20 protein-coding genes are annotated in these 22,988 nt (G+C 29.8%); 2 read left to right on the forward strand and 18 right to left on the reverse strand.

Going from position 1 to position 22,988, the window contains the following annotated elements; translation table 11 throughout:
• The 9 genes from ACYUCG_RS11780 to ACYUCG_RS11820 form a co-directional block, all read right to left on the reverse strand.
• Positions 1 to 1,254, reverse strand: a complete 1,254-nt coding sequence (locus tag ACYUCG_RS11780) for an NAD(P)/FAD-dependent oxidoreductase (protein ID WP_460268673.1) — start codon at positions 1,252 to 1,254, stop codon at positions 1 to 3.
• Positions 1,255 to 1,266: 12 nt separating this feature from the next.
• Positions 1,267 to 2,697: an FAD-dependent oxidoreductase gene (locus tag ACYUCG_RS11785; protein WP_460268674.1), complete on the reverse strand. Its 1,431-nt coding sequence runs from the start codon at positions 2,695 to 2,697 to the stop codon at positions 1,267 to 1,269.
• Positions 2,698 to 2,862: 165 nt separating this feature from the next.
• Entirely contained in the window at positions 2,863 to 4,365 is a 1,503-nt protein-coding gene (gene glpK, locus ACYUCG_RS11790; protein WP_460268675.1) for a glycerol kinase GlpK, read from the reverse strand.
• Positions 4,366 to 4,384: 19 nt separating this feature from the next.
• Complete coding sequence (locus tag ACYUCG_RS11795) at positions 4,385 to 4,945, reverse strand: glycerol-3-phosphate responsive antiterminator (RefSeq protein ID WP_060795064.1); 561 nt, start codon at positions 4,943 to 4,945, stop codon at positions 4,385 to 4,387.
• A gap of 41 nt (positions 4,946 to 4,986) precedes the next feature.
• A complete protein-coding gene (locus ACYUCG_RS11800) occupies positions 4,987 to 5,694 on the reverse strand; it encodes an MIP/aquaporin family protein (RefSeq protein ID WP_003456873.1) in 708 nt (235 codons plus the stop codon).
• A gap of 266 nt (positions 5,695 to 5,960) precedes the next feature.
• Positions 5,961 to 6,404, reverse strand: a complete 444-nt coding sequence (locus ACYUCG_RS11805; RefSeq protein ID WP_460268676.1) for a hypothetical protein — start codon at positions 6,402 to 6,404, stop codon at positions 5,961 to 5,963.
• A 258-nt stretch (positions 6,405 to 6,662) separates the two neighbouring features.
• Complete coding sequence (locus ACYUCG_RS11810; RefSeq protein ID WP_460268677.1) at positions 6,663 to 7,406, reverse strand: 2-phosphosulfolactate phosphatase family protein; 744 nt, start codon at positions 7,404 to 7,406, stop codon at positions 6,663 to 6,665.
• A gap of 26 nt (positions 7,407 to 7,432) precedes the next feature.
• Positions 7,433 to 8,368: a tRNA modification radical SAM protein MnmL/YtqA gene (gene mnmL, locus ACYUCG_RS11815; protein WP_283700494.1), complete on the reverse strand. Its 936-nt coding sequence runs from the start codon at positions 8,366 to 8,368 to the stop codon at positions 7,433 to 7,435.
• A gap of 92 nt (positions 8,369 to 8,460) precedes the next feature.
• Complete coding sequence (locus ACYUCG_RS11820) at positions 8,461 to 9,546, reverse strand: hypothetical protein (RefSeq protein ID WP_460268678.1); 1,086 nt, start codon at positions 9,544 to 9,546, stop codon at positions 8,461 to 8,463.
• Positions 9,547 to 9,705: 159 nt separating this feature from the next.
• Here ACYUCG_RS11820 and ACYUCG_RS11825 point away from each other — a divergent pair, with 159 nt between their 5' ends.
• On the forward strand, positions 9,706 to 10,764 hold the full coding sequence (locus ACYUCG_RS11825; RefSeq protein ID WP_460268679.1) for a YkvI family membrane protein: 1,059 nt from the start codon (positions 9,706 to 9,708) through the stop codon (positions 10,762 to 10,764).
• Positions 10,765 to 10,816: 52 nt separating this feature from the next.
• Here ACYUCG_RS11825 and ACYUCG_RS11830 read toward each other — a convergent pair whose 3' ends face one another.
• The 9 genes from ACYUCG_RS11830 to murI all read right to left on the reverse strand — a co-directional run bounded on the left by ACYUCG_RS11830 (position 10,817) and on the right by murI (position 20,717).
• Positions 10,817 to 12,133: a peptidoglycan-binding domain-containing protein gene (locus tag ACYUCG_RS11830; protein WP_460268680.1), complete on the reverse strand. Its 1,317-nt coding sequence runs from the start codon at positions 12,131 to 12,133 to the stop codon at positions 10,817 to 10,819.
• A gap of 101 nt (positions 12,134 to 12,234) precedes the next feature.
• The gene (locus ACYUCG_RS11835) at positions 12,235 to 14,007 is read right to left on the reverse strand and encodes a S8 family peptidase (RefSeq protein ID WP_283704938.1); all 1,773 of its coding nucleotides are present in this window, start codon (positions 14,005 to 14,007) and stop codon (positions 12,235 to 12,237) included.
• 2 nt (positions 14,008 to 14,009) lie between these two features.
• Positions 14,010 to 15,707, reverse strand: coding sequence for a S8 family peptidase (locus ACYUCG_RS11840; RefSeq protein WP_060794762.1), 1,698 nt, complete (start codon positions 15,705 to 15,707; stop codon positions 14,010 to 14,012).
• A 16-nt stretch (positions 15,708 to 15,723) separates the two neighbouring features.
• Positions 15,724 to 17,460, reverse strand: coding sequence for a S8 family peptidase (locus tag ACYUCG_RS11845; RefSeq protein ID WP_460268681.1), 1,737 nt, complete (start codon positions 17,458 to 17,460; stop codon positions 15,724 to 15,726).
• 140 nt (positions 17,461 to 17,600) lie between these two features.
• Positions 17,601 to 18,272, reverse strand: a complete 672-nt coding sequence (locus tag ACYUCG_RS11850) for an XRE family transcriptional regulator (protein ID WP_124045062.1) — start codon at positions 18,270 to 18,272, stop codon at positions 17,601 to 17,603.
• A gap of 1 nt (position 18,273) precedes the next feature.
• Positions 18,274 to 18,648: a DUF3783 domain-containing protein gene (locus ACYUCG_RS11855; protein ID WP_081092137.1), complete on the reverse strand. Its 375-nt coding sequence runs from the start codon at positions 18,646 to 18,648 to the stop codon at positions 18,274 to 18,276.
• Positions 18,649 to 18,676: 28 nt separating this feature from the next.
• Positions 18,677 to 19,189: a peptidylprolyl isomerase gene (locus ACYUCG_RS11860; protein WP_460268682.1), complete on the reverse strand. Its 513-nt coding sequence runs from the start codon at positions 19,187 to 19,189 to the stop codon at positions 18,677 to 18,679.
• A 240-nt stretch (positions 19,190 to 19,429) separates the two neighbouring features.
• Positions 19,430 to 19,699, reverse strand: a complete 270-nt coding sequence (locus ACYUCG_RS11865) for an STAS-like domain-containing protein (protein WP_283704942.1) — start codon at positions 19,697 to 19,699, stop codon at positions 19,430 to 19,432.
• A 235-nt stretch (positions 19,700 to 19,934) separates the two neighbouring features.
• A complete protein-coding gene (gene murI / locus ACYUCG_RS11870) occupies positions 19,935 to 20,717 on the reverse strand; it encodes a glutamate racemase (RefSeq protein WP_283704943.1) in 783 nt (260 codons plus the stop codon).
• A 304-nt stretch (positions 20,718 to 21,021) separates the two neighbouring features.
• Between murI and ACYUCG_RS11875 the strand changes: the two genes are divergently transcribed.
• Positions 21,022 to 22,923, forward strand: coding sequence for a type I glutamate--ammonia ligase (locus tag ACYUCG_RS11875; RefSeq protein WP_460268683.1), 1,902 nt, complete (start codon positions 21,022 to 21,024; stop codon positions 22,921 to 22,923).
• The last annotated feature ends 65 nt before the right edge of the window (positions 22,924 to 22,988 follow it).

Genomic DNA, 22,988 nt, shown 5'->3' on the forward strand with positions numbered 1-22,988 from the left:
TTATTCACCATCCTCTAATGAAATTGTTATTGCTCCTTTAGCATTTTTTAGCTTATCTTTAAGAATTGTAATTCTCTCCATTTCTGCAGGAACAACATGAGGTTTCTTAAAGCTTTGAATAACATTTCCTTCTTCATCTCTAACTACTATTTGTTTATTTTTAAATACATTTCTAACTCTCATAAATACATTTAAATTTCCATCTAAAGATTCAATTTCAAATTTTTGAGGAACTGTATAACTTATATTTTCTCCATTTTTTATTTCAGTGAAATGATTTAATCTCTTTTTACCTTTAATATATTTAGCAGCATTTTTTCCTGCATTCTTAGCCTCCTCAGTTACAAAGTCAACTAAGTCATGAACATGGACAACATTACCACAGGCAAATATACCTTCTCTATTTGTTTCCATACTTTCAGAAACTACAAGTCCATTAGTTCTAAGGTCTAATTCAACTCCTGCATTTTTTGAAAGCTCATTTTCTGGTATTAATCCAACTGATAATAATAATGTATCAGCATCAAATTCTATTTCAGTACCTTTTATAGGTTGTCTATTTTCATCAACCTTAGCTATAATAACCTTTTCTAATCTTCCATCACCCTTAACATCAATAACTGTATGAGATAAGTATAGTGGAATTCCATAATCCTCTAAACATTGAACAATATTTCTAGTTAATCCATTTGAATAAGGCATAAGCTCAACAACAGCCTCTACCTTAGCTCCTTCAAGAGTCATTCTTCTAGCCATTATAAGCCCAATGTCTCCTGAGCCTAAGATAACTACTTTTTTACCTACCATGTAGCCTTCCATGTTGATAAATCTTTGAGCAGCCCCTGCAGTGAATATTCCTGATGGTCTATCTCCTGGAATACTTATAGCTCCTCTTGTTCTTTCACGACATCCCATAGCAAGTACTATAGATTCTGCTTCTATTGTTAAATATCCTTTTTCAATATTTATAGCATGTATTATTTTTCCTTCTATTTCTAAAACCATTGTATCTAACATAACTTCTATGTTAGTTCCTTCTACCATATCAATAAATCTTCCAGCATATTCAGGTCCTGTAAGTTCTTCTTTAAAGGTATGAAGACCAAATCCGTTATGAATACATTGATTTAAGATTCCACCTAGTTCTTTATCTCTTTCTATAATTAATATTTTTTCTACTCCATTTTCATGAGCTTCATAAGCTGCTGCTAATCCTGCTGGGCCTCCACCTACAACTACTAAATCATATTTCATAACTAAATCCTCCTACTTTGTTTTTCCACTTATTATATATGAACCATTTTTATCTAAAAGCACTTCTTCTATATTCATACCAGTTTCACGAGATATTATTTCTTGAACTCTAGGTCCACAGAAACCACCTTGACATCTTCCACAACCAGGACGACATCTTCTCTTAACTCCATCAATAGTTCTAGCTCCTAAAGTTCTATTTATACTATCAACAATTTCTCCTTCAGTTATATTTTCACATCTACAAATTATTCTTCCATATCTACTATCTTTTTTAATTAAATTTGCTTTTTCTTCTGGAGAAAGTTCTATAAAGTGTACTTGTTCTCTTTTTTCATTGAAATTATCTTTTTTCTCTAAAGCTAGTCCACTTTCACCAAGCATTTTAACTACATCCACTGCAATAGCTGGTGCTGAACTTAAACCTGGTGATTTTATTCCTGCTACATCAAAGAATCCTTTAACATCTTTAGCTTCTCCGATTATGAAGTCAGGCTTATCGGCTATAGCACGAAGTCCTGCAAAGTTTCTAATATTTTCTCTAAAATTAACTTTGTTAGTTGTTTTTAAGGAAACTTCTCTAACCTTAGCTAATCCATCATACTCTGTAGAAACTGAATCTTTATCACAAGTATCAATAGCATCTGGACCAACTAATAAGTTTCCATGAACTGTTGGAGTAACTAAAACCCCTTTTCCAAGTTTAGTTGGACATTGGAATATTGTCTTTTCAAATAATCTTCCTTGGCTCTTATCTAAAACATAGTATTCACCTTTTCTAGGAGTTATCTTAAAGTCTTCCTCACAAACCATATTGTGAATCTTATCAGCATAAATACCTGCTGCATTTACTACAAATCTAGCTTCTACTACGTCTCCATTTTCAAGTTTTATTTTGAAATTTTCATCTTTTTCAATACTAACAACTTTAGAGTTTAGTCTTAATTCTCCGCCATTATCTATAGCATTTTCTGAAAGAGCTATAGTAAATTCATATGCTCCAACAATTCCTCCTGTTGGGCAGAATAAAGCTCCTTTTACATCTTTATTTAAGTTTGGTTCCATTTCTAAAACTTCTTCTGTTGATAAAAGTTTTACTCCTTCTACTCCATTTTGAATTCCTCTATTATATAAAACCTCTAATTCTTTTTGGTCATCTTCATCAAAACCTATAATTAATGATCCATTTCTCTTAAAAGGAACTGATAAGTCTTTACAAAGCTTATCAAACATCTTATTTCCTTCAACATTGTATTTTGCCATTAATGTTCCTGGTTCAGGATCATATCCTGAATGAACAATTGCTGAATTTGCCTTAGATGCTCCCATAGCAACGTCATTTTCTTTTTCTAATTCTACAACCTTTAAATTATACTTTGTTAATTCTCTAAATATTGCTCCACCTATTACTCCAGATCCTATAATTGCTACATCATAAATCATTAAATATCGCTCCCTTTTTTAAAAATAAAAAAGAACCAAACTCAAAAAAGACATAAGAATATCCTTTTTGTGTCTAGCTCTCTTCTCTCTTACACACAAAATTAAAATTATTTATTAACTTTTATTTAATTATATCATATTTCTGTAAATGTTTCCAGGCTTTTTTTAATCTTCAAGTGCCCATCCCTTTGATCTTTCAACAGCCTTTTTCCACTTCTTATGATATTTATTTCTTCTCTCTTCAGAAATAGTTGGCTCAAATTCTTCACTTGCAAACCATAACTTAGCTATTTCTTCTTTATCACTCCAATATCCAACTGCTAATCCTGCAAGGTAAGCAGCTCCTAAAGCTGTTGTTTCTGTAATTATAGGCTTAATTACCTTTTTACCAACTAGATCTGATTGGAATTGCATTAAGAAATTATTTCTACTAGCTCCTCCATCTACCTTTATACAATTTATATCATATCCAACATCGTTTATCATAGCTTCAAGCACATCTCTTGTTTGATATGCAATTGATTCAAGTGCTGCTCTTATTATATGATTTCTATTAGTTCCACGTGTTAATCCTACTATGGTTCCACGAGCATACATATCCCAATAAGGAGCTCCTAATCCAACGAAGGCAGGAACAACATATACTCCCCCATTATCTTCTACCTTTGTAGCAAAGTATTCAGTATCACTAGAATCACTTATAATTCTTAATTCATCTCTAAGCCATTGAATAACAGCTCCTCCAACAAATACTGATCCTTCTAAAGCATATTGAACTTTTCCGTGTAATCCAATAGCTATTGTTGTTAAAAGTCCTGATTTACTTTGAACAAGTTCTTCTCCTGTATTCATTAGTAAGAAACATCCTGTTCCATAAGTATTTTTTACGTCACCTTTATTAAATGCAGCTTGTCCAAATAAAGCAGCTTGTTGGTCCCCAGCTATACCAGCTATAGGAACTCTTATTCCACCTTTTGCTCCAAGGTTTGCATATCCGTAAATTTCAGATGAATTTTTTACCTCTGGCAACATACTTCTAGGAATATCTAGTTCCTTTAACATTCTTTCATCCCATTGAAGGTTCTTTATGTTAAATATCATAGTTCTAGATGCATTAGTATAATCAGTTACATGAACTTTTCCATTTGTAAGCTTCCAGACAAGCCAACTGTCTACTGTACCAAATAAAAGCTCACCCTTTTCAGCTTTTTCTCTTGCACCTTCAACATTGTCTAATATCCATTTTATTTTTGTTCCTGAAAAATATGCATCAAGTACAAGTCCTGTATTTTCTTTAATATATTCTACAAGGCCATCTCTTTCTTTTAACTCATCACATATATCAGCAGTTCTTCTACATTGCCAAACAATTGCATTGTATATTGGAACCCCTGTATTTTTATCCCAAACTATTGTAGTCTCTCTTTGATTAGTTATTCCAATGGCTGCTATATTTTCTTGAGTTATATTACACTTAGCCATAACTTCTTGAAGTACACTATATTGAGTTGCCCATATTTCCATTGGATCATGCTCAACCCATCCTTCTCTAGGATAAATTTGATTAAATTCCTTTTGGCTTACCCCAATAATATTTTGTTCTCTATCAAAAATTATTGCTCTAGAGCTTGTTGTTCCTTGATCTAATGCTACTATATATTTTTTCATAAAAACTCACCTCTTAATTTTATATCTTCCATATATCCTCTTTTGTTGTTGATATACATGTTGCTCCTGATCTTAAAGCTTCCATAACATCTTCTTTATCTGAAATTAAACCACCTACTATTAATGGCTTATGTATTGTTTTTGATAATTCTTTAATAACTTTAAATAATAATCCTGGTAACATTTCTACTGCATCACATTCATCAACTAAATGATTTTTTGTGCTTTGAAAAGAAAGACTATCTAAAATGAAAACTCTCTGAATAGCTACTAACCCTAATTTTTTTGCACTTTTTACTGTTTGAGCTTTAGTGCTTATTATTCCATGAAATTTAGTTTTCTCTTTCAAATATTCTAAAACTATTTCTCTATTTGTAAGTCCATCAACTAAATCTATATGCAATATTCCAATCTTATTTTTTTCTGATATTTTATTTGAAATTTCTATAATATCTAGAATATTTCCAAATAGAACAAAAATTACATCAACATCAGCTTCTAATGCCTTATTTAATTGGTCCATATCCTTTACAGCTGCCACAATAGGGTTGTCCTCAAGTATTCTTTTAAAATTAATCATTTTATATAGCCTCCTTAAAATTGTCCAAAATTAATATCTCCTTAAAATATATTTGTATATACCATTGCTCCTGCTATAGCTCCAAGTATTGGTCCTACAATTGGAATCCAAGCGTAAGCCCAATCTGAGCCTCCTTTATTTTTCATAGGAAGCAAGAAATGTGCAAGTCTAGGTGAGAAATCTCTAGCTGGATTAATTGCATATCCAGTTGGTCCTCCTAAAGATACTCCTATAACTAAAATTAATAATCCAACGGCTATTGGCATAATTCCATCTGCCATCTTCGCATCACCAAGTCCTAGAATTCCAAACATTAAAACAAAAGTACCTATAAATTCAGTAAAAAAATTCCATTTATAATTTCTAATAGCTGGTATAGTACAAAATGTACCAAGCTTTGCATCATGATCTTCAGTAGATTCAAAATGAGTATAATAAGTTAAATAAACTAGTACAGCACCTATGAAAGCTCCTATAAATTGTGCTATACAAAATACTATAACCTGACTCCATGTTAATCCTCCAGTTATACCTAATGCAATAGTTACTGCTGGATTAAATACAGCTCCACTCACCCTAGAAAAGATATAAACAGGAATAGCAACAGCTATTGCCCATCCTACAGTGACTACAATAAGATCAGCGCCATTACCCTTAGTTTTTTTAAGAGCTATATTTGCAACTACTCCATCCCCTAACAATATCAAAAGCGCAGTTCCAAAAAGCTCAGCCAAGAATTGATTTACCATGACTATCCACCACCTAGTAATTAATATATTTAATTTTAAAAAAGCTTAAAATAAAAAAGAGCTAAACAAAAAAAACTAAATTTTTTTCTCGTGTTTAACTCCAAATACTCTTACACAAGTTGAATATATACGTATATATTTTTGTTGTTTTTTTACAATATTTATTTTAACACCTCTTGAAACTGTTTTCAATAAATTAAAAATTTAACAATCTTTCCATAAAATAAAAAAAGAGGGATATTGCCCTTAATCCCCTCTTTTTCTAATTATTTATCAAATAATAATTGTTTAATTTGAGCTTCTAAATTTTGTATTCCTGTTGGATCTGCACCCTTACCATCTAAGCTATTTTGATATTTATCTATTAACTGTTCTATATCTGCTATAGCTTGATTTATATTCTTATCACTTTCTGGAGTCATTGCTTTAATTTCTTTTAAATCTTTTAAAGCATCTGCTTTCTCCTCATTCCATTCATTCATTTGTTTATTTTGAAGTACTTCTAAATATTCTTCTCTAACATCAAGATAAACCTCAGACACTTCATTAACTAAGCTATCATCATCTACAACTTTACTTTTATTCTCTGTAGTTGCAGCAGGCTTATTATCAGAAGTGGTTTTATTTGATGAATCATTAGAGCTTCCGCATCCAACTAATTGTAATCCCATTATGGCAGAAATAAGAACTACTAATAACTTTTTCTTCATTAAAAACATCTCCTTTTAATATCTCATCCTATAAACATCATATATTCCTCAATACATATTAACAAATTAGTTTTTTTAACTATTTACCAAGAAATCAAACAGAAAATATTAATATTGAAAATTTAATAAATGTTTTAATATATTTTTTTAAGATATTTCTTTTTGTTTTAAAAACATTGCATTAAAAGTAGTTTTTATCTCAGTCATCTTCTTTTTAAAATTTATTCACTTTTTATAAAAATAATTCACAAGACTTTATTATATTGTTACTTTAACCCATGATTCTATAGTCTTTATTTCACCATTTTTGAACTGAAAAACTAAATCTATTAAATTCTTTGTAGAACAATACTTTAAATCCTCTTCTAGTCCTAAATTTTTAAGAATATTATAGTGTTTAGCACCTTTTATAAATTCTTCTATTCCTTCACTGCTTTCATAAACATATTTAGCTGTTTTGGCTATATCAGTAAGCTCAGCCTCTTTATTTTTGCATAACTCACTTATTATATAACCTGCACACATAAAGTCATCACTTGAAAACTCACCGTTTGTTCCAGAATTAACAAAGACTATTTCTTTTTCTTCGTTTTCTAAATATTTAGCCACTGCTTGTCCGTTTAATACAGAGGCAACTATAACTTTATCAGCCTTACTGCATAAATTTAAAGCTCTAGTTCCATTTGTAGTAGACATTATAACATTTTTTCCTTCTACTATTTCTCTTTTGTATTCTAATGGAGAATTAGAGAAATCAAACCCATCTATTTTTAAAGCCTTTCTCTCTCCTCCAAGTAAAACTTCTTCACTTAAAAATTTTAATTCTTTTGCTTTTTCAAAAGCCTCTTCAACACTAACTACTGGTATAACCTTTTTAGCACCATTATAAAGTGCTGTTGTAATTACAGATGTAGCTCTTAGCATATCTATAACCACAGCTATCTTTCCTTTAAGTGATTCACTATCTATGTAATTTGCAGAAATTATAACATCAATTTTCATAAATTTCCCCCACATTATTTTAAAAATTATTCTTCAAAATTCTTTCCTTGATAAATATCATTATCTTCAAGAGCCTTATCAATAGCATTTAAAACTTCCCACTTTTTTAAACTCCACATAGGTCCTATAAGAAGTTGTCTAGGAGCATCACCTGTTAATCTATGTATAACCATATTTTGAGGTATTCTACTTATGGCCGTACAAATTAAATCAACGTATTCTTCTTGAGTTAAGAATTTTAATCTACCTTCTTCATAGTCCTTAACCATTCTTGTTCCTTCCATTAGATGAAGTAAGTGTAATTTTATTCCTTGTGCTCCACATCTAGAAACATAATCAACAGTTTCTAACATTTGCTCTTTACTTTCTCCAGGAAGTCCAAATATGCAGTGAACTACAGTATCTATTCCTCTTCTTTTTAATCCTTCCATAGCCTTATCAAATACTTCTAAGTCATATCCTCTATTAAAACTTCTAGCAGTATCATCATGGATTGTTTGAAGTCCTAACTCAACCCAAGTATACACCTTTTTATTCATTTCATCTAATAAATCTAAAACTTCTTCATTTATACAATCTGGTCTTGTACCTATAGCAAGAGCAACTACGCCTTCTTTATTAATTGCTTCCTCATATTTTCTTCTTAGTTCTTCAGCAGGAGCATATGTATTAGTGTAAGCTTGAAAATATGCTATGTACTTTCCTTCTTTCCACTTCTTATTCATCATCTCTTTAACATTATCAAACTGAGTACCAATACTTAAGGTTCTTTGTCCAGCATAGTCTCCTGACCCCTTTGAACTACAAAAAGTACATCCTCCCTTAGCAACTTTTCCGTCTCTATTAGGACATGTAAAACCACCATCTAAACTTATTTTAAATACTTTTTCTCCAAACTTTTCTCTTAAAAATCTATTTAAAGTATTATATCTCTTGTCTCCCCATGTTTTTCTTTTTTCCATTTATATCACCTTTTCATTAAAATCAAAATTTCTTTAAAATAAAAAAGTTAATCATAAATTTAATGGTTATGATTAACTTATTTTATATTATACTATAGTTTTTCAAGTTTAAAATCTTTTAAAGATATTTTATATCTTCCAATTAAGCCACTTTCAGTATTATTTGATTTTATTATTGGAGTAACATTCATAATTATATTGTTATCCTGTATTCTTTCATAAATAAGATTATATTCCTCTTCTGCAAATATATCATCTAATTCTAGTGATACTATACTTCCACCACTTTGATAAACCTTAAATCTTGTTCCATTACCTTTAATATAATTTACAACAACATATCCGTCATCATCTGAAAAATTCAAGCTAGAAATTTTACATCCATTTAATACATCTAATGAAGTTATCTTTTTTCCTAAAGTTTTATCATCATTCTTTTCATCTTCTTTTCCACCTTCATCTTCCCCTTCTTTAGCCGCAGTTTCTTGTGCATCATCAACATCAACCACTCCTATATAAGAATCCTCACCTTTATATGTTGAAATTGCTACCTTATCTCCTGAAAATGAAATTTCTACAGCTGAAAAAGCATCTTTAGGCACATCAACTTTGGCTACATCTATAACATTAACCTTTGGATAAATTTTATCTGGTATGCTTTTTAAATCTATTAATGTGTTAATCTCAACATCATCATCTTTTCTAATCTTTAATTTTTCCTTATCTAAAAAAACGCTATAAATCTGAGTTGATTTCAGTTCTGATACCTTATATTCTCCCTCTTCAGTTTTTCTAACCTCTAAATAATATTGCTCTAAATCAGCCTTAGGCTCTCCCTTCTTAGTTCTAGTTACATAGAATCTAAACATAGATTTACTTCCTAATTGAGCTGCTCCAACCTGCTTTATTCCTGTTATTTCAAGCTCTTTACTAGGACTAATTATTATATTTTTATCAACCTCTTTATCAGATAACCTTTTTATCTTTTCTAAATCATTGCCTTTAAGAGCCTCCATATATTCCTCTGCAATTGATATTGCTATCTTATTATTAAAATATATACTTTCAACACTTTCCTTTAGCTCCTTATTATCATTGACCGTATTACTTATTCTATTACAGCCCATGAAAAAAAATAAAGATACAATAATCAAGGATGCCATAATCTTTTTAATCATTTATAATCATTCCTCCCTTAGAATAAGTCCTATTTTAGGTTTTCCAAATAGCTTAAAAGTATTAATAAAATAATAAATATCCTAAACTTAATTTTTACTTTTTTATTTTAAGAATAAACTTTCTTTACAACTTATATATTTAGTTAGGGAGGTGATTTAATGAAAAGTATTATAAAAGTTTTTCAAGTAGCTTTTGTTTTTATAGGAACTATAGTAGGAGCTGGACTTGCCTCTGGAAAGGAAATAACAAATTTCTTTACAGTATATGGATACAAAAGCTTTTTTACTATTATAATGACTGGATTATTTTATATTTTTCTTTGCAACATAATTTCAAGAATAAGTATTAAACATAGCTTAAATTCCTATAGTGAAGTCATAAATACAGTTAGTCCTAATATTTTAGGAAAACTCACTGGAATAATAACAACCTTTTACTTAATATCTAGTGCGTCCATAATTCTAGCTGGTAGCGGAGCTTTGTTGAATCAATACTTTGGAATTCCTAAGATTATAGGTTCAATATTTATGGCTATTATTGCTTCACTGATTCTTATGAGAGAAACTGAAGGGTTAGTAGAGATAAATTCTATTATTGTTCCATCCTTAATAATAGTAACAACTACACTTATGATTCTTTATGTTGCATTTGCTAATGACCCAATTACTATAAATTCTCTTGTTTCTTCTACTCCAAAACTTTCTAAGGGAGTTTTTACTTCTGGAATACTTTATTGTGGTTATAATATTCTTTGCTGCTGCGGGGTTATTGTTCCTTTAAGTAATGAAGTGAAGAGTAAAAAAATAATGACATGGGGAATTATATTAGGTTCAGTTCTTCTAACAATAATATGTATTTTTATTAATTCAATGCTTATGGTTAATCAGCCACAAATATTCCAATACGAAATTCCTCTACTTTATATTGCTGATAGATTTGGAAAGCCTATTCAAATAATGCTTTTAATAATAATATTAGCCGAAATGTTTTCTACAGAGGTTTCTGATGTATATTCCATAAGTAAAACACTTACCAAAAGCTTCAAAGTAAAATATAAACATGCTATATTTGCAGTTTTAATAGTGGCAATTCCAATTTCATTAATAGGATTTTCAAACTTAATCTCCACATTATACCCAATGTTTGGAGTTTTAAGCTTAGTATTTATAGTTCAATGTATTTACTTCTACTTTTTTAAATTAAAAAAACAAAGATAAATATAAAAAGTAAAAGCTGAGTAATTTTATATAAATTGCTCAGCTTTAATATTTAATAAATTATCTTTGGTACATTTTCACGTCTATCCATTATTGTTGGTGGATAAAACACCTTCTTCTCAACACTTGATCTAAGTTCCGCTATTTTTGTTACTGCAACATAAACATCTGATATTTTATACCATGTTGCATAATCTACCTCTCCTGTTTGAGGAAGATTAAATACCTTTTGAAAAGTTCTAACAGAATCTCTAGTTTTCTCACCATATTTTCCGTCTACAGCAATCTTAGGTATTAAAGGATACGCCTTTGAAATAGCATTTAATTGTTCTTGTATAACTCTTACAGGTTGACCTGAAGCTCCGACACCTAATGTATATCCTGGAAATGATCTTGGACTTCCCTGAACTTTTTTAGCAGACTTTAATTCTAAATCATAACCATAAAAAGATGTTAAAATATCATAAGGTGCTTTTCCTTCATCTCCCAAGTATTTACTTCCCCATTGAGTCATCCAACCAGGACACTGTACATTTATTCCATCACAATATTGGGCTAAAAGTGGTTGTTTGGAATTGAATCTTTTTATATATGTTGCAAATATTTCATCTACAATTCTACTTATGTTATCATAAAAATTTCTTCCATAACTAAAAGCATGGTCAAAAGCTGTTGAACTAGTTATATCAAAATTCTTACCTTTTCCCCTATACCATTCAGTATATATTCTGTTTAAAGTAAATGATATTATAGCATAAACATTAGCTCTTATAGTATTCTCAGACCAAGTTGAAAAAATTTCACAACATGCAACATTTTTTATATAATCCTTATAATTAACTTTATAATTTGCTGCTGAATTATCATTTGGTCTACCATTATGAACAACTATATACTCTGGAACTACAGGTTCCGGTAAAACTACTGTTCCTTTTGGTCGTGGAAGTTCCTTTTCCTCTGCTTCAGGTATTTTTGGTGGAAAATTTCCAACTAATCTATTAGGCTGTATATCAATAACTTCTTGTTGCCTATAATATCCTCTAGTTTCAGGTAAATTTATATTTTGGAGAGCAATTCTTGAAGGATAAATTTGTACTCCATTTACTGTTACAGGTAAAAAGCCTTCTCTTTCTACAATAACCTCTGCAAAACTATAAGGAACCATACCTGGCTGACTAGAATTTTCTACTGGTGGTGCATCTAATTCTATAGTGTCAGTACTTCCAGTTTCATCTGTATATAATTCTAAAGTATTTCCTACAGCTACACCATCTTCTCCTGTTGGTGTTATTTTAACCCTACATTTATCAATAGGTATATATCTCCTTTGCTCGCTAAAACACTGAACTTTTAATCCACCTAATGTCATATATTTTCTCCTAATTATAAATTAATACTCTATAGTTTATGAGATTGATACCTATTTTGTTAATAAGTATTTTATAATTAAAATTTAATCAAAATTATTTTTTACTGTGTACTACCAGAAAATCTATTAGTTCTTAAACCATTAAAAACATTAACCATATCTATAGTTCCATATCCCCACTCTTGATTTGGGTATACATCACCCTCTCTGGTATTGGCTCCTCTCATTAAGTATGTTTGGATTTTAGCTACATATAGACTTGGATCATTATTATAAACAATTCCCCATTGAAATAGCATCGCACAACATCCAGTAACTATAGCAGCTGCTACGCTTCCTCCACTAACCAATACTTTTTCACCTTTATTATTTATAGTTAAGGCATTTATTCCACCTGCTGCAATAATGGGTTGAATAATATTATTTCTGGTATATCCCCTTCCTGATGAAGGTAATATAGTATTATTTTCTTGATTATAAGAAGCTACAGTTATCATTTTTTCTGCTGCCCCTGGAATAGTTACAGTTGTGTAGGGAGATGATATTAAAAACTTTGTTCCTTCCGCTAACAATTCTTTTTGTAATATATATGCATCAAATTTTCCAAAGGTTATATGCTCTCCAGTTAGTCTAAATCTCCATATTCCTGGCTTTAAATTTTGTGCTCTTATTACAATTCTCTCTCCTCCAGTAAGTTCATCTGGAGAATCATAAAATATATCCATAGTAGTTCCTTCATATATAAAATCTACTTTATATCCATTTTCAACTGCTAAATTCTTCTTTCCTCCATAATTAGTTAAAGGATTAGCATTTTCAATAATTTCTCCTGATGGTGAAATTATTGAAAGTTTAAACTTATCAGGCTTATAACCTAATATAATCATCATAATACCACTTTGATCTTCTCCAGCTTCGAGTTCTATGGTTTTACTTTGACCAACCTCTGATATTATCCCATCAGCATGTGTATTAGTATTACCTTGATTTCCAGATGAGGCTACTACAGCGATTCCTCTTTTATTAGAAATATTATTTATATATCTTTCTAAAATACTTGATCCATCATGTGCTCCAAAATTACTCCCCATAGGCACATATATAACAACTGGCTTATTATATTGAAATGATAAATTATATAAATACTTCATTGCTAAAAGTATATCCACATTTCTATACTTAATAGCATCGCCCTTTGCAAAGAAATATTCTGTATATTTTTTAAATGCTATATCTAATTTAACTATTGCAATATCACATTCTGGAACTACTCCTGTTAAACTCTCATTCTTTCCACTGCCCGCTATTATACAAGCCATCTCTGTGCCATGTCCCACATCATCTTTAGATTGGACTATGGTATATGGATCTCCTCCATTATTATTAAGTTCTATTGCTTGATTAATCTCTTCTTGACTATATTCAGTTCCATAAAACATATCTTTAGGATACTTATCTGTTTTTAATGATTGATCCCATATTTTTAATATTCTAGTTTTTCCATTACTATCAGTAAATTCAGGATTTAAATAATCTATACCAGTATCAATAATACCTACAATCACATCTTTACCTGTCAATTTTAAATATGGACTCCTATGAAAAACTTCTGCTTTAGATGCCTCTATAGGAGTTGTACTACTTAAAGTATATATTCCTCCTAGCTCTATAAAAACCAAGGAATTTATTCTTTGAATAATACTATCATAGTCAACATTTTTCATTGATAAAACAGCATAAGTGTCATCAATTATATAGACTTCAACATTTTCAATATTTTTCACTTCATTCTCTATATCCCCTCTATATTCAACAAGAAAATTCATGCTTTCAGGGTCAACTAATAGATTTGCTTTGTTGGATAAACTTTCCATAACTATCTCCTATTAATTAATAATTCCATTGTTCTATCTAAACATACAAACCCATATCCTAAGTCTGGATTTGGATAGGCCTCACCAAAGATTGTTCTCTTTGCTCCTTTAATCAAATAATATTTAATTCTTTCCCCATATAAAAAAGGATCATTATTTCTTATAATTCCCCATTCAAAAAGTAATGCACATATTCCAGCAACCTGTGGTGCAGCCATTGATGTTCCACTCTTAGTATCAAATCCTTGCTCCTCAGCAGTTGATAATATATTTTCACCTGGTGCAACTAAATCAGGTTTTATTAACCATTCAGGTCTAACAACTCCTCTTCCAGAGAAAGCTGATAAATTATTATTTAAAAAATTATAACTTCCAACTGAAATAACACCTTCTACAGTAGCTGGTATTCCTAATGTATTATAAACATCTGGTTGCAAAAACCTTGTTCTTTCATTTAACCCTTCCGATATAGGTAACCAAATATCAAAATATCCTTCATAATTATTTAATTTTTTAACTATAATTCTCCATCCTCCAGCTGTTATTGCATCTCCTAAAGGCAAAATGCTTATGGTGGTTTGTCCTTGTATATCAAAAGGTTTAGGTCCTGTACTATATACAATTATTTTCTCCCTTCCAACAAATCTTTCTTTATAAGATTCTGATAATTCCATCGGTCCTGTACTTATTCCAGTTGGTGATATTACTTCAACCGATACATCAACTAATACAGGCTTGAAAAAATCTAACATAATAACTTTTTCTCCATCTCCTATATTTAAGTCTAAATCTTCTTCTTTTTTCATCTTGCCACCTACATGATGAGCACTATTACCTTCATTCCCAGCAGCTACTACAATAACCGCCTTTTGTAATTGAGTAAAAGTTTGAATATACTTTTCTAGTAAACTACTTCCATTATGAGAACCATCATTGGTACTCAAGCTTATATTTACAACTAAAGGTTTATTAATCTCGTTACTTTTATCCATTAAAAATTTTAAACCTCTCATAAGCTGGGTACTTAATGCAGCCCTTAAACTATTTTCACCAGTTATCTTTACCATTGCTATGCTACTTTTATATGCGACTCCATAATTATCAAAGTTTATATTTCCTCCGGCACATGCAATTCCGGCAACATGAGTTCCATGACCTGATAAATCAATTTCAGGCACAACACTAAATGGATCTTCTGATTTTAAGGCTTCATTTATTTTATTCTTATCATATACAATTCTATTTTCAAGATCATATATATATTCTATTCTGGTATTACCATCAGCATCTTTAAAAGCATTATGAGTATAGTCAATTCCAGTATCTAAAAATCCAACCAATATCCCTTCTCCAGTTAAATTATAACTATTCCAAACTGATGGAATGCATGATGCTCTATTACTATCATAAGCTGATGTATATAAAATTTTAGGCAACTCTATATATTGAAGTCCTTCAAGCTCAATTATCCTACTTAAATCATTGACCTTTATTATTAATATTCCAAATCCATATCCTAAATCTTCAACTTTAGCACCTATGGCATCTACTGAATTTTTAAATCTTAAAAAATTATCTCCATATAAAACAACTAGCTCTATCTCTCCATTATTAGGCGAATATTGCTCTATTAAGCTAGTTAGTATTTGCTTTGGTATTGTATTTATAAAATCTATACCAACCTTCCCCTTATTCTCCATATTTAATACTCCTTATTTACTTATTCATTAAACTATTGAAAATTTCTTGCATGTCTAAGATTCCATATCCCCACTGTCTATTTGGATAAATATCACCATCTCTTTTCCTAGCTCCTCTAATAATATAAGCTTGTAATTTAACTGCATACATTTGAGGATCATTTTCATCTACAACAGCCCATTGAAATATCAAAGCACAACATCCTGCTAAAATTGCTCCAGCAACACTTGCACCAGACATAGTTATAACTCCACCACCAGGTTTAGTTGTTATTGCATTTATACCTCCAGCTGTTATTATAGGCTGAATATAATCCTTAGCAGTATATCCTCTTCCTGATTCTGATACTGTTGCACCATTATTTTGATTGTAATATGAAGTATTAATAATAGTCTTAGCAGTTCCTGGTATAGTTAATGTTGTATAAGGTGAAGGCCTCAAAAATTTTGTATCTTCAGCTAATAACTCCCTTTGAAGAATCCAAGCATAATACCTTCCTTCAACTATGTTATTACCAGTTAATATAAACTTCCAAATCCCTTCTGTAATTCCATCCATTCTTATAATAAACTTTTCATCTCCAGTAAATTCATCTGGTGAATCATAAGTAACTTGTACGCTAGTTCCTTCATAAATAAATTTCCAAGGTGGTGAATCATTTATTAATATATGCTTTGTTCTTCTAGGATTAGTATTTTCAAATACCTCTCCTGAAGGAGATATTATACCTAACTTTATCTTGCTTGGTCTTTGTGCATATATTTGTAAAACTAGACCCTGTTGATTCTTACCACAATTAAGTTCAATTATTTGACTTTCATTATTACTTTTTATTTTTCCAGATGTATGAGTATCTGTATTCCCCTCATTCCCTGTTGATGTAACCACAGCCAAGGAATTTTTACTTGATATTCTATTATCAACATAACGTTCCAATATACTTGCACCTGCATGATCTCCTAAATTACTTCCTAAAGGTAAGTATATTATCATTGGTTTATCTAATGTAAATGATAATTCATATAAATATTTAAGAGCCATTATTATATCTGTATTTCTATATTTAGGCTTATCTCCCTTTGCATAATAAAAGTCTACATATTCTTTAGATGCTTCCTGTAATTTTATAATTATGAACTCACAATCTGGAGCTACTCCTACTATTTCTCTATTCATCCCTCTAGCTCCAACTATTCCAGCTATTTTAGTTCCATGTCCATAATCATCTCTTGAAGGTACAATATCATATGGGTTCTGTCCTTGTTTTTTAGCCAATATAGCTTTATTTATATCTTCTTCTGTATACTCACTTCCACTAATAAATCCGTCAGGAGTCTTTCCACTATCTATTGTCTGATCCCAAATCCTTAATATTCTAGTAGTTTCATCTTCTTTCATAAATTCATTATTTAAATAATCTATACCAGTATCAATTATGGCAACCACAACCCCACTTCCTCTAAGATTCAAAAATGGATTTCTATGAAATATCGGAGCCTTTGAATCCTCTACTGGACTTTCACTTAAGGTATATATTCCATTCAATTCTATATAAATTATACTTTTTATACTTTTTATGGTTTCTATATAGTTTTGTAATCTTACAGATACAATTGCAAAACTATCATCAATAAAAAAAATACTAGCATCTCTTATACTATCAATCTCTTTTTGAATATCACCATCATAAGCAACAACGAAATTTATATAATCTTCATCATTATAAAAATTTTTTTTCTCAGTTGATTCCACTAAATACACTTCCTTCTTACCTTCTATATTTTCTTATAGCTATTTTATTCATGATTTCTTCTTTTTGATAACCATGATAAGAAGTATTTAAATATAAAAAGGACAGTTCTAATCTAGAACTGTCCTTTTTATATTTAAATTTATAAATCAAATTCTATTCTATAAAGCTTAGCTATTGCTTTAATTTCTTTTATGTTAGCTGTTTCTGTTCTCATGCTACCATTATTGCTTATTAGTAAAGCTTTAACATTATCTAGCTTTTTAATTTGTCTAATAACTCTTTTTCCATTGAATTCAACTAAACAAATAGAATTATTCTCTATCTCTTTTATTGAATAGCATAAAGCTAAATCATTCTCTTGAATTCTGTATCCAGTCATATCATTATTTTCTATTCTTAAATAAAAAACTTTGTTTGCTGTATGACCATCTATTTTATTTGAAGCAGTAGCAAGTTGTTTATATCCTTTAACCTGAGTTAATGAATAATCATATATTGGAACATTTTTTAAAACTGATCCAAAGGCTTGATTCCAAACTTCATTAACTTCTGCTGGTTTTGTTTGTCTTACTTGCTTTTCAGCTTTAAGTTCTTTTTGAAGCTCTTCATCAGTAACAACCATATTTATATCATTTAAATCAGTATTTAAAACCTTTGATACCTTTGATATAAGTGATTCATTTATAATTTTTCTTCCTGTTTCAACTTCATTTACAAACTTCTCAGCTACACCTAGCTTTTTAGCTAAAGCTTTTTGTGTCATTCCACTTTTTTCTCTAGCCTCTTTTATTCTTTCCCCAACTCTACTCATTTTAAGCTTTTCCTCCTTGCATACTTCTATACCATTCTCTTTCTTCAATTAAATGTTCAACAAGGTAGTTAAATTGCCATTCTTTAGAGGTTTCTGTAACTACAGCCATTATAGGATTTTCTGTAATGACTTTTGCTATTGAAACCATCATTTGTAATTCTTCATCAGGGAAATTACTGAATATAACAACTTTTTCATCAAAGTTTTTGTTTGAAATAACTTCAAATTTTAATCCCTCTAATATGTCTTTAACTTTCATAGAAGCCATTTCATTACTTATATTAATAACCTTGTGCCCTGTTGCTTGAAAATCTTTTGTTTCCTTTTCATTTAAACCATAAGTTAGAATAGCTTTGCTATTATTAAGCATACTCATGCTAATCTCCCTCCCATACATTCATAAATTAAAGTATTTCTGGTTCTTCTATACCCTCTGCATTTTCTACAGTAACTTTTGCCATAACTTGTGGCTCATCTGGCATATCATTGTAATCAGCTTTTACATTTGCTATTTTATCAACAACATCCATACCTTCTATAACTTTACCAAATGAAGCATATTGACCATCTAAATGTGGTGAATTTTCGTGCATTATGAAGAATTGACTTCCTGCTGAATCAAAGTTCATAGCTCTAGCCATTGATATAACTCCTCTTGAATGCTTTAAGTTATTTGGGAATTGATTTCTTGTAAACTCACCTTTTATTCTATATCCTGGGTTACCCATTCCTGTACCTTCTGGGCATCCTCCTTGTATCATAAATCCAGGTATAATTCTGTGGAATGTTAATCCATCATAAAAACCTTTTTTCACTAAACTAACAAAGTTTCTAACTGTATTTGGTGCAATTTCTGGATATAATTCTATTTTGATTTTTTCTCCAGTTGCCATTTCTATTGTAACTATTGGATTCATATTAGTAATTCTCCTTTCAAATTTAACTATTTAGTATTATTTACTTAAACTAAAATGTTAATCCTTCTTTGTATAAAATTATATATTATTTCTCTTAACAATGGAATATTGGGAAAATATTTAAAAATAAAAATAAGACAACATAAAGAATCCTAGTAATACAGATTCTATTATGTTGCCCACCTAGAGTTCAACTTAATATAATACTTTATAGCTTTTATATAATTCATATTTTCATTTTTAAGCAAAAGTAGTTCCAACTACAACTCTTGAATAATCAGTATAGTTTGATAAATTCTTAACATTAATTTTTGAAATAATATTCTCTCTTCCCTTTTTATTTATCATATCAGTAAATAAACAAGTTAAAAAAGTTGTTGAAACTCTATCTATACCATCAAAATCTAATTCTACATTTTCATTTAAATTATTTTCAATATAATCCCTTAAGATTATAGCATCTTCAACGTGTATCTTATCTCCTAAAAATTCTCTTACATTTATCTTCATTGTGAAATCCTCCCTTTTTAAGTAACTCCCATTAATCTTTGTTCAAATTTTCTGAAAATTCTCTTTACATTTATTATAATATCAACCCCCTATTATTTTGTCAACATTTTAACAAACTTTTTTTATAAAAAATTTTGTTAAAATAAAAAATCCACAGCAATACTAAAACAATATATACTAAATTATCATAAATAAAGTTATATGTTTTTTCATATTACTGTAGATTATTAATTTATTATTTCATTTCTATAAGCTTCTTACTTAGCTCTAATATTTTCTTATCTTCTAATGAATTAAATATATCTAAATTACCTTTTTTCTTTGATTCTGATTCAATATTATTTTCTTCTAACCTTCTTTTTAGCTCTCTTACTGTGCCTTCACTTCCATCTATTATGTCTACTCTTTCTCCAACAATATCTTGTATTACTTCTTTTACAAAAGGATAATGAGTACATCCTAAAACTATACTTGAAATCTCTCTATTCATATAAGGATTTAATTTTTCTCTCAAAAAGTTTTTTACATCTTCTCCATTTAAATCTCCTGACTCTATAAACTCAACTAAACCTGGACATGGAAGGGGTATTACTTCTCTATGCTCCCCATATTTATCCATAAGCTTTTTAAATTTTTCTTGAGTTAAGGTTGCCTTTGTTGCCATAACTATTACTGCTCCAGTTTCGTGTAACTTTATAGCGGGTTTTAAAGCAGGTTCTATGCCTATTATAGGTATATCTTTATAATACGCTCTAAGGTCATGAGCTGCTGCTGAAGTTGCAGTATTGCATGCTATTACAATTGCCTTAGCTCCCTTTTTTATTAAATATTCAATAGCATCAAATGAAAGTTCTGTTATCTCTTGTGGAGTCTTTTCTCCATAAGGTGCATGCTTAGAATCCCCATAATATATATAATTTTCATTTGGCATCATTTCTAAGGCTTTTCTTAAAACGCTTAAGCCTCCTAAGCCAGAATCAAAAAAACCTATAGGTGCATTCTTTAAATCATCTTGCATCGCTATCCCTCACTTCTAAGTACTTGATTTAATCTTAAGATAATTTTATAACTTTCTATTAAATAAATCTATTAAAATTCATATTTTACACTTATATTAAAATATAAAATATATTGACAGTAATATTCTATTGTAATAAAATTTTTTTAAGAATATTTTAACGACGAATATTTTTTGTAAAAACTCATATCATTATACGTTTAAAAACAAATAAAATAACCATTAGTCTTAAAAATGAAAGGATGTGAACAGGAGATTATTGCAATTATATTAAATATTATAATTGTATTACTTCTAAATAATTATGAACAAAGATTTATTATTTACAATTTCTAAGAAATATCATAATAAAGAGAGTTTAATCTCTATTTTTGAGGACCACCCAGAAATAAAATTTGTATCTTTAGTTGGAGTTGACTTAGCAGGTAATGATACTGACGAAAAAATTCCTTCTAAGTTATTTTTAAAAGATATAGATTCTTTCCTTCATGGAACTGCAGTACAAACAGATGGGTCATCAGTTGTCCTTCCAGGAATAGCAACTTTAAATAACGCAAAAGTGGATATGATCGCAGATTTAGATTGTAAGTGGTTTGTAGATTACAATTACGACTTCATAGACCATTTAACTAATAGACCAGTAGGAACACTTAGAATCCCTTGCTTCCTAATCCATGAAGATAAACCAGTCGACTCTAGACATATCTTAAAGAACTCAATTGACACATTCAAATCAAACATATTCTCATTATTAAAAAAACATCCAGAAACACTAAATGATTTAAATATAAAATTTGATGATATAGATGACCTTTTATTAACATCTGCAACAGAATTAGAATTTTGGGTTAAAACACCAAATGATAAAGCTTTAATTGAAGAACTTTCAACTTCTGAAGTTTTACAAGAACAATATTGGACAAGAACTAAGGGTAATGTTCGAACAGCCTTAGAACAAAGTTTATTATATATGGATGAGTATGGATTTGAACCTGAAATGGGACACAAAGAAGTTGGTGGAGTTAAAGCTAAGCTTACTTCTTCAGGTCAATTTGATCACATAATGGAACAATTAGAAATAGACTGGAAATTCTCAGATGCTATGCAAGCTGCAGATAATGAATTATTTATAAGAACATTAGTTAAAGAAACCTTTAGAAGAAACGGATTAGAAGTAACCTTCCTTGCTAAACCAATATCAGGAGTTGCTGGTAGTGGAGAACACACTCATTTAAGCTTAAGCTTAAAACTAAAAGATGGAAGAATTATAAACCTATTTAATCCAACTAAAAATCATTTCTTAAGTAAAATAGGATATGGTTCTATAATGGGTATATTAAAGAACTACGAGGTAATGAACCCATTTATCTCAGCTACAACAGACTCATTAAAAAGATTAAAACCAGGATTTGAAGCTCCTGTTTGTATAGTTACATCATTAGGTCAAAGCCCTGAAGTTCCATCTAGAAATAGAACTATATTAGCTGGATTAATAAGAGATCCTCATAATCCTTTAGCAACTAGATTTGAGCTTAGATCACCGAATCCATTTACAAATACTTATCTTTGCATAGCATCAAGCTATATGGCTATGTTAGATGGTATTAAGTATGCTTTAGAAAATAATAAAACAGAAGATGATCTTTTAGCTGAATTATCTAAAAAACCAGGTGAAGAAGCAGATTACTTAGAAAAATCTAGAGCATATAGAAGTGAAGAGGATGTATTTGAAGATTTCACAGATTCACAAAGAAATGAATACTTTGGTATAGCTCCTGCTACTGTTTTTGAAAACTTAAGCGCATTTGATAAATACCCTGAAAAGGTAGAGGTATTAAAAGTAAATTCAGTATTTACAGACAAGCTTATAAATAGTTTCAAAATGGCTACTACTAAGAGATGGACTACAGAAATAACTTCAAGAATAATTCCTTCTTACACAAAAGATATAAGAGCCGCTAAACAACTTCATTGTTGTGATAAAGCCTTAGATCTTGACGTATCAACTTGGATGACAATAAATGAATTAAGACATATAACAATGAAAGATTCTTATCACAGAAGAAGCTTATTTACTCAAATAAAGAATGCTATAAATGAATCTGATTTTGAAAAAGCTTCTGATTTACAAATAAAACTTGATAAAAACATGAGTGAATTAAATGAGCTTTACTCAACTTACAAGAAAAATTTATTAGATATATAATAAAAAAGAAACCAATACTTTAAATTGATTTCTCATACTTTAGATAAAATGACCTTTGTTAATTT

The organism is Clostridium sp. CTA-17 (assembly GCF_054767895.1).